We start from the raw sequence: 12,949 nt of genomic DNA on the forward strand, positions 1-12,949 counted from the left end.
GCGCTGGCTCTAGTAAGCGCGCGCGACGTAGATGCGTTCGGCCGCGGGCTCGCCGGTAAAGATGCACGCGCCGCTGACCGGCTCGGCGTCCATAGGCGTGTTGCGCATGGTGAGCTTGAGCGCCTTAAGGCGCTGCACGATCTCTTCCAGCTGCACACCGGTGGGGCGCGACCACTGCACTTCGGCCCAGCCCGGGTACTTCTTGCTGGGAGCGAAGAAGGCCTCGAGTTCCTCGAAGGTGGAAACGCGCGAGATATTCGCGTCGCGCTTGGCCTTGGCTTCGGCGAAGAGCGAAGCCTGGAGGTCTTCCAGTTCGCCCGCGGCGACGCCGAGGAAGGCCTCGCGCGCCATGGCCTTGAAATTGACCTTGCCCGCCTCGTTCCAGAGGTTGTCGCGACGAACGACAGTGATCTGGCCGTTCTCGGCATCGCGCCCACCGATCTCCAGGATCAGCGGCACACCCTTCTTGACCCAGCCCCAGCGCTTGAGTGCGGCCTTGCCCGGACGCTTGTCGAGCAGGACGCGAATCTTCTCGCCCATGGCCTGGCGTGCGCCAAGCGCCTTGCGCAGGTCCTCGCAGTAGGCAAGCAGCGCGGCATCTTCCGGCTTGTCACGCAGCATCGGGAGAATGACGATCTGGTGCGGCGCCACGGCAGGCGGCACACGCAGGCCATCGTCGTCGCCATGGGTCATGATGAGACCGCCGACCATGCGGGTCGAGGTGCCCCACGAGGTCGTGTGGCACAGCTGCTGCTGGCCTTCGCGATCCTGATAGCTGATGCCCGCCGCCTTGGCGAAGCCGGTGCCCAGGTAATGCGAAGTGCCCGCCTGGAGCGCCTTGCCGTCCTGCATCATGGCTTCGATCGAGTAGGTCGCATCCGCGCCCGGGAAACGCTCGTTCTCGGGCTTCTCGCCGGCGATCACGGGCATGGCAAGAACGTCTTCGGCGAACTCGCGGTACATCTCGAGTGCGCGCAGCGTCTCTTCCATCGCGCCAACGCGGTCGGCGTGGGCGGTGTGTCCTTCCTGCCAGAGGAACTCGCTGGTGCGCAGGAACATGCGGGTGCGCATTTCCCAGCGCACGACATTGGCCCACTGGTTGGTCATCAGCGGCAGGTCGCGCCAGGACTGGATCCAGCGGCCCATGGCCTGGCCGATCACGGTTTCCGAGGTCGGGCGCACGATCAGCGGCTCTTCGAGCTTGGCCTCGGGATCGGGGACCAGGCCACCCTTCCCGTCCGATACCAGACGGTGGTGGGTCACCACGGCCATTTCCTTGGCGAAGCCATCGACGTGTTCGGCTTCCTTGGAGAAGTAGGACAGCGGGATGAACAGCGGGAAATAGCAATTGTCGACGCCGGCATCCTTGATGCGGTCGTCCATCAGGCGCTGCATGCGCTCCCAGATGCCGTAGCCCCAGGGTTTGATCACCATGCAACCACGGACACCGGATTCTTCGGCCAGTTCGGCCTCGGCGATCACTTCCTGGTACCACTGCGCGAAGTCGTTTTCACGCTTGGTGTTCAGGGCATGGCGGATAGCGGACACGGGCAATCTTTCTGTATCTGCATTAAAGGCGGCCGAATGGCCGCCCTTGGGTGAAAAATCAGTGTGCCGGAATCACCGGCACCATGCCCATGCGCAGATACTTATTTGCCGAGCGCGTCAAGCCTCTTCTGCATTTCGGCCATCTGATCTCGCAGCGCAGCAAGGTCCTTGTCCCCATCTTCCGACTTTGGAGCGGGGGTTTCGGGCTTCTCGGCACCGGGCATGAAGGCGGCCGATGCGGCGCGGAACATGGCCATGTTCTGCTCGGCAAGCTTGGCCAGCGGGTTGTTGCCGAGGCTGTCCTCGAAAGTCTTGGCGAGCTTGGACTGGTTGGCCCGGAAATTTTCCATCGAGGCTTCGAGGTAGTGCGGGATCAGCGACTGCATCGAGTTGCCGTACATGCCGATCAGCTCACGCAGGAAGTTGACCGGGAGCATCTGCTCGCCGTTCGATTCCTCTTCCATGATGATCTGCGTGAGGATGGTGTGGGTGATGTCGGTCCCCGACTTGGCGTCGAGCACCTTGTAGTCCACACCTTCGCGCGTCATCTTCGCGAGATGGTCGAGCGTGATGTAGCTCGACGAGCGGGTGTTGTAGAGACGCCGGTTCGCGTACTTCTTGATAATGACCGTGCCGTCGTCCTTGGATGCCTTGTCAGCCATGCGCAATCCTCAGTTATCTATGGATGAACCGTACCACCCGGATATATCGCGTTGCAACAGGATTTGCTGCGCAGCAATAGACGGTATTAACCGCTTTTAACGCCCGAAACGACGCCCCAGCGAGGTCAGCAATTCATATTGGCTGAGGCCAGAGACTTCGGCTGCCTCCGGCAGCGAATAGTCGAGCGTCAGCCAGTCGCCCTCACGGACATGGGGTGCCGCGCCCAGATCGACGACCGTTAGGTCCATGCTGACCCGCCCGAGGACCGGCAGAGCCGCGCCCTCGCCATCGCGAAACATGCCCTTGCCCGACCAGCAGCGCAGGAAGCCATCGGCGTAGCCCAAAGCCAGCGTGCCCACCCGCATGGCGCGCGGCGCGGTAAAGGTCGCGTTGTAGCCCACGCTCTGCCCCGCTTCGAGGTCCCGGACCTGCAGCACAGCCGCCTGCGGGCGCACGACCTGGCGCAGGTGCGGTGCCATATCGGCACGCGGCAAGCCTCCGTAGAGCCCCAGGCCCGGCCGGGTCAGGTCGCCATGATAGGCCTTGCCAAGACCGATCCCGGCGCTGTTGGCAAGGCTGGCACGGCGATGCGTGAGGGCGCCTCGCGCCTCCATCCAGCGCGTGCGCTGCATCTCGTTAAGCGGGGTCTCCTCTTCGGAGGCAACAAGGTGCGAGAGCAGGACATCGACATCGAGCCGGGCCACTGCCGGGTCGCCCAACTCGTCCATGGCGACACCGAGACGGTTCATGCCAGTATCGACCATGAGATCGCAGCGACCGCCGCCCGAGGCGAGCCAACGCCGCGCCTGGGCCAGGGAGTTGATTACCGGCTTCACACCGCACGCCTGCGCGAAGGCGGCGTCGGCCTGCGTCAACGGGCCATGCAGGACCGACACCATGCCGGGATCAACCGCCGGAACCGCATCGGCCACCTCGCCCCAGTGCGCCACGAAGAAATCACGGCACCCTGCCCGAAGCAATAGCGGCACGGCATGGCGCGCGCCGGTACCGTACGCGTTCGCCTTTACCGCCGCGCCCGCCCGCGCTGCCCCGGAGAGCCTGTCGAGCGCCTTCCAGTTTGCAATCAGGGCATCGTCATCAAAATCGAGGCGCAAAGGCGCCTGGGGCCGTTCAGGGTGCATCGTGTCCAAAGTCGCGCGGAGGCCCGCCTCGCAGGCCCCAAAGGGAAATTAGCAGGGCAAACGCCACCACGATCCAGGTATACCACAGACCCTGATACGGATTCCCGCTGCTGGCGACCATGTAGCTGGAAATGAGCGGCAGGAAACCTCCGAAATAGCCTGTCCCGATATGATAGGGGATAGACATCGAACTGTAGCGGATCTGGGGCGGGAACATCTCGGCGAGCAGAGCCGCGACTGGCCCGTAGGTCGCCCCGGAGAGCGCCATCAGGAGAAGCAGCATAGCCCCGATCCGGATGGCGTCCCAGGCGCCCGGCCGCACCGTCTCGAAGTTGTAGCCGGCCTCTTCCAGCCAGCCTCTGAGGAGCGCCTTGCGCTCGGCAGCCGACGGGAACGTGTCGAGGGTGATGGCGCGCTCCCCGATGCGAAGTTTCAGCGCATCACCGGGGACGACCGAATAGGTGACGCCCAGCCCGGTGAGATCGCCCAGGAGGCTCGCGCAGGGCGTTGCCTGCTCCTCGGCAAAAGGGCTGTAGCGGCATCCCGCGCCCTCGACCTGCACGGGGACGGCGGCGTTGGTCCTGACGAGGTCGGGATTGGCACTCTGGCCCATGATCCAGAAGGCCGGGAACAGCAGCACGAGCGTCAGGGCATAGCCCCAGACAATCGGCTTCTTGCGCCCGATCCGGTCAGACAGCGCGCCGAAGATGACAAAGAAGGCCATGCCAAGCGCTGCACTCGCGCCGATGATGATTTCGGCCATGGTGCTCTCGACCCGCATGGCTCCTTTGAGAAAGCCAAGCGCCGAGAACATCGCGGTATACCAAATCACGGTCAGTCCGGCCGCGATCCCGAACAGCGCGATGAAGATGCGCTTGCGGTTGCCGGGATAGGTGAAACTCTCCTTGAAAGGATTGCCTGCAATTTCGCCCTCGGCGCGCATGGCCTGGAAGACGGGGCTCTCCGAGAGCTTGAGGCGCATCCACAAGGAAATGCCCAGCAGCACGAGCGAAAGCAGGAAGGGCACCCGCCAGCCCCACTCCAGCCACAGCGCCTCGGGCATGAGCGCCTTGCAGCCGAGTACGACGACGAGGCTAAGGACGAAGCCGCCTACCACGCTCGCCTGGATGTAGCCGGTAAAGTAGCCACGGCGCTCCGGGGGCGAATGCTCCGAGACGTAGATTGCCGCTCCGCCGTACTCGCCGCCAAGCGCCAGCCCCTGCAAAACGCGCAGGCACAGCACGATCGCAGGCGCGGCAAGTCCGATCGAGGAGGCCGAGGGAATGAGCCCCACACCCGCCGTCGCGATGCCCATGAGGGTAACCGTGACGAGAAACGTGTATTTGCGCCCCAGCCTGTCACCCAGGAAGCCGAACAGGATTGCGCCCAGCGGCCGAAACCCGAAGCCAACCGCAAAGCCGGCCCAGACGAGCAGTGTCTCCAGCGTTTCATTGCCCGAAGGGAAGAACGTCTGGCCGATGATCGCGGCCAGCGTGCCGTAGATGAAGAAATCATACCATTCGAACACCGTCCCCATCGACGATGCGGCAATCACGAGCCGAATATCGGAAGCGCTTGGCTGTGTGTCTGCTGCGTGCAGATGCGTCCCTGCCATGAACCGGACCTCTCCCCCCAGAGCCTGTTCTCAGGCCTCTCTCCGGGCAAAGAGTAGCGTTACTCGGCGAGAGAGGAAAGGGCCTCTTGCGCCGCATCCCAGGCGAGTAGCACCGCCCCGTGCCGCCCCGGGTAGTCCGGAACAGCCGCGAGCGTATCGAAACCGGGCCAGCTGGGCATCGGCCCCTCACCCGAAAGCCAGCTTCGGATCTCGCTGCGGGCCCTGGTCAGTTCGGCCGCGCTCTGTCCCTGGGCTCCCTTGGCAAAGATCGCGGCCGAAGCCTGCCCGATGGCACAGGCCTGCGCGGATATGCCGACACGGGCAATGCGCTCATCCGGGCCACTGTCGAGGCCAAGCTTGAGCTGGCTGCCGCAGGTTGGGGAACGCGCCTCAGTCACGTACGGCAGGTCGCTTGCCAGAGGATAGGCCGCCAGGTCCATGGCAAGAGCGAGCACATCGGGTGTGTAGAGGACCGTTGCCGACATCAGGCGCCCTCCCCTTCATCCAGCATGGCTGCGCGACGCTCCGAGATCATCTGCACCATCGCTTCGCTGCTGGCGTTGATGAAGGGGTAGGTGCGCGACTGGGTGACCCAATCAGGTCGGCCGGCAACGCCCCAGACAGTGTCATAGCCCAGCATCAGAACCGAGAAGGCCAGGACGATGATGATGATGCCCTTCATCGCCCCGAAGCCGAAACCGAGCACCCGGTCGATGGGACCCAGCACCGACTTGCGGCTCTGCGATCCGGCCCACTTCGCCACCATCTTGACCACGATGTAGGGCACCAGAAGCAGCAGGGCGAAGGCCAGGATGCTCACGCTCGAGCTATCGCCAAGGTAGCTCTCGAGCTGGTAGGTAAGCGGCGTGTGCAGCATGCGGATAGCAAAGATCGCAAAGATCCACGCCGAGAGAGCCAGGACTTCCTGGACAAAGCCGCGCACGAATCCCGTCGCCGCGCCAAGAGCAACGAAAAGCAGGGCGGCCATGTCGAAACCAGTCATGGGATCAGTGTCCTAGGCATCGGTCAGGATGCGGTCAACGAGATTGGGCAACATGCCAAGCCCGGTAAAGGTCAGCCCCTTGCCGCCCTCTCCGCCCGCATCCTGCTCGGCCGCCGAGGACGGACCGAAGGCCTTGGCAAACCCCAACTTCGCCGATTCGCGCTGTCGGATCGCTGAATGGGCCACGGGCCGGATTTCACCGGCGAGCGAGACCTCACCAAACCACACCGCGTTGCTCGACAGGGGCTTGTCGCCCAGCGCGGAAACGAGCGCTGCGGCCACAGCCAGATCGGCCGCAGGGTCGGAAAGCCGGTAGCCACCTGCGACGTTGAGATAGACTTCAGCGCTAGAGAAATTGAGACCGCAGCGCGCCTCCAGTACCGCCAGCAACATGGCCATGCGCCCGTTGTCCCAGCCCACGACCGCGCGGCGCGGCGTTGCCCCGCTCTGGAGGCGCACGATGAGGGCCTGGATCTCGATCAGGACCGGTCGGGTTCCCTCCATCGCGGGGAATACGGCGCTGCCCGCCATCGGCTCTTCCCGGCCCGACAGGAACAGCATGGAAGGGTTGCCGACCTCGGCAAGTCCTGCACCTTCCATTGCGAAGACGCCGATCTCATCGACCGGACCAAAGCGGTTCTTGAGGCTGCGCAGGATGCGATACTGGTGGCTGCGTTCACCCTCGAAGCTCATCACGACATCGACCATGTGCTCAAGCACGCGGGGCCCCGCGATGTTGCCGTCCTTGGTGACATGGCCAACCAGGATCAGGGTCACGCCGTTTTCCTTGGCGTAGCGGATCAACTCGAACGCGCAGCCACGGACCTGGCTGACCGTCCCCGGCGCACCCTCGATCTGGTCGGAGTGCATGGTCTGGATCGAATCGATAACGAGCAGCGAGGGCGTGTCCATGTTGCCCAGCGTTGTCAGGATATCGCGAACGGACGTCGCTGAGGCCATCAGGATCGGCGCCTTGGAGAGCCCCAGACGCTCGGCACGAAGCCGCACCTGACCTGCTGCCTCCTCGCCGCTGACATAGACCGCGCTGCCGCCCGAAGTTGCGATGTGCGCCGAGACCTGGAGCAGCAAGGTCGACTTGCCGATGCCCGGATCGCCGCCCATCAGGATCGCCGAGCCCGGGACGAGCCCTCCGCCCAGCGCACGGTCGAACTCGGCAAGACCACTGGCGCGGCGCACCGGCAGTTCGCCGGGAGCGTCGAGCGGGGTGAACACGATCGGCCGCCCGCCCGAAGACAGGTCGTGCTTCGAGGAGAAGACCGTCTGCGGCGCCTCCTCGACCAATGTGTTCCATTCGCCGCAGTCGGCGCACTGTCCCTGCCAGCGTGTCGCGACGGCGCCACAGGCCTGGCAGGCATATCTACGTTTGGGCTTTGCCATGGCACCGGGCGTAACCGGAACGGAGCAAGAACGCAATTGCCTTTCCCGCGCATCGGGTCCACGCTAAGTCCATGCGCCAGAAAGAACTGCGAATTGCGCTCGTTTGCTATGGAGGGGTCAGCCTCGCCGTCTACATGCACGGGGTGACCAAGGAGCTCTGGCATGCCCTGCGGGCAAGCCGTTCGTTCTGGTCGGACGATCCGGCCGATCTGGGCACAGGCGCCGTCTACCGCCAGTTGCTCGAACGGATCGAGGATGCCAGCGGGCTGAAGCTGCGGGTCATGGCGGACGTGATCGCCGGGGCGAGCGCGGGCGGCATCAACAGCGTGTTCCTCGCCCAGGCAATCCATTCGGGCCAGTCGCTCGAACCGCTGACCAACCTGTGGTTGGAATGCGCGGACATCGACCGCCTGCTTCACCCCGACGCTCGCCCGCTTTCGGCCGCCACCAAGTTCTGGGCACAGCCACTTGTCGCCTTTCTCCTGAAGCGCCCGGACGGCGCCATCGCTTCCAGCGTCGCCCCGGAAACCCGCGCCGAGGTGCGCGAGAAGCTCTCGCGCCTGATCCGCTCGCGCTGGTTCGAGGCACCGTTCTCGGGCGAAGGGCTCTCCAATACGCTCGCCTCGGCATTGGAAGCCATGGCGCGCGCACCGGGCGGCGCTCCGCTTCTGCCCAACGGGCACCCGCTCGACCTCTTCGTGACGGCGACCGACTTCAAGGGCCACCTCGAAGCGCTCAAGCTGCATTCGCCCCCGCTCGTGCTGGAGAGCGAGCATCGCCTCACCATCGACTTTCACGCACGAACGCCTGTGCATCGCGGCATGCCGCTTGCCCCCATCCCCGAACTGGTTTTTGCCGCGCGCGCGACCTCGAGCTTTCCGGGCGCCTTTCCCCCTCTTCAGCTTGCCGAGATCGATGAACTCGCTCGAGAACGCGAGATCGAATGGGAAGAGCGCGAAACCTTCCTTGCCCGGATCATGCCCGAGCACACCCGGCGCGGCGATCTTGCCAATGTCGCGCTGATCGATGGCTCGGTGCTCGTCAACGCGCCCTTCCGAGATGCCATGAGCGTCCTTCGTACGCGCCCGGCTGCACGCGAAGTGGATCGCCGCGTTGTCTACATCGAGCCCACGCCCGATGCCTTCGGCGAAGCGGCACGGCGCGAGAACGAACCGCCCGGCTTCTTCCCCGTCATCTTCGGCTCGCTATCCTCGATCCCGCGCGAGCAGCCGATCCGGGACAACCTGGAGGCAATCCAGCTCGATTCGCGCGAGACGGCTATGCTGCGCGAAATCATCGAGGCCCTGCGTCCCGAGATCGAGGAGACGGTGGAGCGCCTGTTCGGGCACACCCTCTTCCTTGACCGGCCGACCCCGGCGCGCCTCGCGAGCTGGCGTAGCAAGGCGCACAAGGCCGCGCAGGAGCAATCGGGATTTGCCTACCACAGCTACGCGCAGGTCAAGCTGACCGGCGTCCTCGAAAAGATGGCCGAGCGCATCGTCGAAAGCGCGCCCGGCGCCGAGCACGTCACGCTCCGGCGCGTGAGCAAGCACCTTGCGCGCTATCTTGCCGAAACCGGGCTCGACCGGCGTGAGGCGCTGCGCGATGGCAATTCGCCGCGCCTGATTGCTTTCTTCCGCAAGTTTGACCTCGCTTATCGCACCCGCCGCCTGCGTTTTCTGGCACGGAGAGTCACGCAGGAGAGCGAACAGGACGAGGGCGTGCGCGAGGTGGACCGCGATCAGGCCCGTGATGCCATCTACACTGCCCTCAATCTCTACCAGGAGGCGAGCAGCTGCACCGCACAGGACGGCGACTTTGCGCAGAAGGCGCCGCAGATCCTCGCTGATCCGGAGGCTGTCCTGGCCGATCTTGAACGCTGTTGGTCGCTGCACGATATCGATGGGAAAGTGGACGCCATCCTGGCCGAGGCGCTCTCGCAAATGCCGCGCGTGCTGCGTCGGCGCATGCTTCTCGCGTACCTGGGCTTTCCCTTCTACGACGCCGCGACCCTGCCCATGCTGCGCGGCGAAGGACTGAACGAGTTCGACCCGGTCCAGGTCGATCGCATCTCGCCCGAGGACTGCACCGCGATCCGGCCCGACGGTTCGCCCTCGCCCTTGCGCGGGACCGAGTTCTACACATTCGGCGCTTTCTTCAGCCGTGCCTATCGCGAGAATGACTATCTGTGGGGACGACTTCACGGCGCGGAACGCATGATCGACCTCGTCGCCTCTGCCGTTCCGAAAGACCATGCGCTTGGCCGCAGTGAGATCGACGCGATCCGGCGCGAGGCGTTTCTGGCCATCCTCGACGAAGAAAGGGACCGGCTTCAAGCCGATCCCTCCCTTGTCGATCAGATCCGCAACGAGGTCCTCGCGCGGCTGTAACACCTTGCGCCAACCTTAGTCGGTGAGGTCGCTCCAGGCGTCCTTTATGCGGTCGAAGAAGCCCTTGGACTGGGGGCATTCGTCCCCTGTCTCGGTTTCCTGAAGCTCGCGCAGGATTTCCTTCTGGCGCGCACTCAGCCGGGTCGGGGTCTCGACGGTAATCTCGATGACGAGATCGCCACGGCCACGGCCCTGCAGCACGGGCATGCCCGCACCGCGCTTGCGCAGCTGCTTGCCCGACTGGATCCCGGCGGGAATGTCGAGCGCGATCATCTCGCCGTCGATGCCCGGGATCTCGATCGAGCCGCCCAGCGCCGCCGTCGTGAAGGTGATCGGAACGCGCGTGAGCAGTGTCGTGCCCTCGCGCTCGAACACCTTGTGGCGCTTGACGTGCAGGAAGATATAGAGATCGCCCGGAGGCGCCCCGAACGGCCCGGCTTCACCCTTGCCGGCAAGGCGGATGCGTGTGCCGTTGTCGACGCCGGGCGGGATGTCCACCTCGATCGTCTGGGGCTTGTCGACGCGGCCTTCGCCGCCACACGCCCGGCACGGTTTCTCGATGACTTCGCCGCGCCCATGGCAGGTCGGGCAGGTGCGCTCGACAATGAAGAAGCCCTGCTGCGCACGGACCTTGCCGTGCCCGTTGCACATCGAACAGCCACGCTTGCCGGTGCCCGGCTCCGCGCCCGAACCCTCGCAGGGTTCGCAAGGCTGCGACACTTCAATGGTGATCTCGGTCTTGCGGCCGTTGAACGCGTCCTCGAGCGAGATCTCCATGTCGAAAGGAAGATCCGCGCCCCGACGCGCCTGCTGACGCCCGCCTCCGGCACCGCCCCCAAAGGCACTGCCGAAAATGGATTCGAAGATATCGCCGATGTCGCCGAATTCGGCGCCCATGCCGCCGCCACCGTGGCCGCCGCCACCGCCCATGCCCTGCTGGAACGCAGCGTGGCCAAAGCGGTCGTAGGCCGCGCGCTTCTGCGGGTCCTTCAGGACGTCATAGGCTTCGCTGCACTGCTTGAAGCGGGCCTCGGCCTCGGCATCGCCCGGGTTCTTGTCCGGGTGAAAGCGCATCGCCATGCGGCGGTAGGCCGACTTGATCGTCTTGTCGTCGGCATCGCGCGAGACTTCGAGAAGTTCGTAATAGTCGATTTCGGTTGCTGACACTGTGGTCTCACCTCCTTCGATGCTGCAAGGCGCCACCGGTGTGGATCACACCGATGACGCCTTCACAGTTTCATCCGGACTGTCAGCCCTTGTTGTTTTCGTCGACTTCCGAGAATTCGGCATCGACCACGTCATCGTCCGCCTTGGGGGCTTCGCCACCCTCGGCGCCGCCAGCGGCCTGTTCCTTCTCGTAGATCGCCTGGCCCATCTTCATGGCAACCTGGGTCAGCGCTTCGGTCTTGGCCGTGATCTCGGCCGCATCGTCGCTTTCCAGAGCGGTCTTGGCTTCGGCAATCGCGGCTTCGACCTCTTCCTTCAGACCGGCGTCGATCTTGTCGCCGTTCTCGGAGAGCTGCTGCTCGGTCGCGTGAACGAGGCTTTCGCCGTTGTTCTTGGCTTCGGCCGATTCACGACGCTTCTTGTCCTCGTCCGCGAACTTCTCGGCGTCCTTGACCATCTGGTCGATGTCGGCGTCCGAAAGACCGCCCGAGGCCTGGATGCGGATCTGCTGTTCCTTGCCCGTGCCCTTGTCCTTGGCGGACACGTTCACGATGCCGTTGGCGTCGATGTCGAAGGTCACCTCGATCTGCGGGACGCCGCGACGTGCCGGGGGAATGCCGACGAGGTCGAACTGGCCGAGCAGCTTGTTGTCCTGCGCCATCTCGCGCTCGCCCTGGAACACGCGGATCGTCACCGCCTGCTGGTTGTCCTCGGCGGTCGAGTAGACCTGGCTCTTCTTGGTCGGGATCGTCGTGTTGCGGTCGATCATCTTGGTCATGATGCCGCCCAGCGTTTCGATGCCCAGCGACAGCGGGGTCACGTCGAGCAGGAGCACGTCCTTGACGTCGCCCTGAAGCACGCCGGCCTGGATCGCGGCGCCCATGGCAACCACTTCGTCCGGGTTCACGCCGGTGTGCGGGTCCTTGCCGAAGAAGTCCTTCACGACTTCACGGACCTTGGGCATGCGGGTCATGCCGCCCACGAGAACGACGTCATCGATTTCCGAAGCCGAGACGCCGGCATCGGCGAGCGCCTTCTTGCAGGGATCAAGCGTACGCTTGATGAGGTCGGCGACCATCTTTTCCAGGTCCGAACGGGTGACCGTCTCGACCAGGTGAAGCGGGGTCGTCGCGCCGCCTTCCATCCGCGCGGTGATGAAGGGCAGGTTGACTTCGGTCGAGGCCGTGGAGGACAGCTCGATCTTGGCCTTCTCGGCCGCTTCCTTCAGGCGCTGCAGGGCCAGCTTGTCGGTGCGGAGATCCATGTTCTCCTTGGCCTTGAACTTGTCGGCCAGCCACTCGACGAGCTTGGTGTCGAAGTCTTCACCGCCCAGGAACGTGTCGCCGTTGGTCGACTTCACCTCGAACACGCCGTCGCCGATCTCGAGGATCGAGACGTCGAAGGTGCCGCCGCCAAGGTCATAGACGGCGATGGTCTTGCCGTCGTTCTTGTCGAGGCCATAGGCAAGCGCGGCCGCGGTCGGCTCGTTGATGATGCGCAGCACTTCAAGACCTGCAATCTGACCGGCGTCCTTGGTCGCCTGGCGCTGCGCGTCGTTGAAGTAGGCGGGCACGGTGATCACGGCCTGCGTCACGGTCTCGCCAAGATAGCTCTCGGCGGTTTCCTTCATCTTCTGCAGCGTGAAGGCGGAAACCTGCGACGGGCTGTAGTCTTCGCCGCCAGCCTGGACCCAAGCATCGCCGTTCTTGCCCTTGACGATGGTGTACGGGACGAGCTCGGTGTCCTTCTTGGTCACCGGGTCGTCGAAGCGGCGGCCGATGAGGCGCTTCACCGCGAAAATCGTGTTGTCGCCGTTCGTGACGGCCTGGCGCTTGGCCGGCTGTCCGATCAGGCGTTCGCCGTCCTTGGTGAAGGCGACGATGGACGGCGTCGTGCGCGCGCCCTCGGAGTTCTCAATTACCTTCGGCTTGCCACCGTCCATGACCGCAACGCAGCTGTTGGTGGTGCCAAGGTCGATACCAATTACTTTACCCATTATCCCCATTCCTCACGTCAGTGGTTG

At 64.5% G+C, this 12,949-nt stretch carries 10 protein-coding genes; 1 reads left to right on the top strand and 9 read right to left on the bottom strand.

The features are described from left to right. Positions 1 to 9: 9 nt before the first annotated feature. The 7 genes from proS to radA form a co-directional block, all read right to left on the bottom strand. Positions 10 to 1,548, bottom strand: a complete 1,539-nt coding sequence (proS, locus tag LC060_RS10800) for a proline--tRNA ligase (protein ID WP_226635478.1) — start codon at positions 1,546 to 1,548, stop codon at positions 10 to 12. 101 nt (positions 1,549 to 1,649) lie between these two features. Further along, the gene (gene phaR / locus LC060_RS10805; RefSeq protein ID WP_039393723.1) at positions 1,650 to 2,210 is read right to left on the bottom strand and encodes a polyhydroxyalkanoate synthesis repressor PhaR; all 561 of its coding nucleotides are present in this window, start codon (positions 2,208 to 2,210) and stop codon (positions 1,650 to 1,652) included. Between the two features lie 96 nt (positions 2,211 to 2,306). Then, positions 2,307 to 3,353 (bottom strand): alanine racemase, encoded by a 1,047-nt coding sequence (locus tag LC060_RS10810; protein WP_226635479.1) that lies wholly within the window; start codon positions 3,351 to 3,353, stop codon positions 2,307 to 2,309. Further along, positions 3,343 to 4,968: an MFS transporter gene (locus tag LC060_RS10815; protein ID WP_226635480.1), complete on the bottom strand. Its 1,626-nt coding sequence runs from the start codon at positions 4,966 to 4,968 to the stop codon at positions 3,343 to 3,345. The genes LC060_RS10810 and LC060_RS10815 overlap by 11 nt, the downstream gene beginning before the upstream one ends. Positions 4,969 to 5,027: 59 nt before the next feature. Next, entirely contained in the window at positions 5,028 to 5,453 is a 426-nt protein-coding gene (locus LC060_RS10820) for an iron-sulfur cluster assembly scaffold protein (protein WP_226635481.1), read from the bottom strand. Beyond that, positions 5,453 to 5,971 (bottom strand): CvpA family protein, encoded by a 519-nt coding sequence (locus LC060_RS10825; protein WP_226635482.1) that lies wholly within the window; start codon positions 5,969 to 5,971, stop codon positions 5,453 to 5,455. Before LC060_RS10825 ends, LC060_RS10820 begins: the two co-directional genes overlap by 1 nt. Before the next feature lie 12 nt (positions 5,972 to 5,983). Then, a complete protein-coding gene (radA, locus tag LC060_RS10830; protein ID WP_226635483.1) occupies positions 5,984 to 7,369 on the bottom strand; it encodes a DNA repair protein RadA in 1,386 nt (461 codons plus the stop codon). Between the two features lie 71 nt (positions 7,370 to 7,440). On the opposite strand from radA, the gene LC060_RS10835 reads away from it, so the two are divergent. Then, entirely contained in the window at positions 7,441 to 9,759 is a 2,319-nt protein-coding gene (locus LC060_RS10835) for a patatin-like protein (RefSeq protein WP_226635484.1), read from the top strand. Between the two features lie 15 nt (positions 9,760 to 9,774). Here the strand turns inward: LC060_RS10835 and dnaJ are convergent, their stop codons facing one another. Further along, positions 9,775 to 10,926, bottom strand: a complete 1,152-nt coding sequence (gene dnaJ / locus LC060_RS10840) for a molecular chaperone DnaJ (RefSeq protein ID WP_226635485.1) — start codon at positions 10,924 to 10,926, stop codon at positions 9,775 to 9,777. An 82-nt stretch (positions 10,927 to 11,008) separates the two neighbouring features. Further along, on the bottom strand, positions 11,009 to 12,922 hold the full coding sequence (gene dnaK, locus LC060_RS10845) for a molecular chaperone DnaK (protein WP_226635486.1): 1,914 nt from the start codon (positions 12,920 to 12,922) through the stop codon (positions 11,009 to 11,011). Positions 12,923 to 12,949 lie beyond the last annotated feature (27 nt).

This window comes from Novosphingobium profundi (assembly GCF_020524485.1).
Taxonomy (GTDB): domain Bacteria; phylum Pseudomonadota; class Alphaproteobacteria; order Sphingomonadales; family Sphingomonadaceae; genus Novosphingobium; species Novosphingobium profundi_A.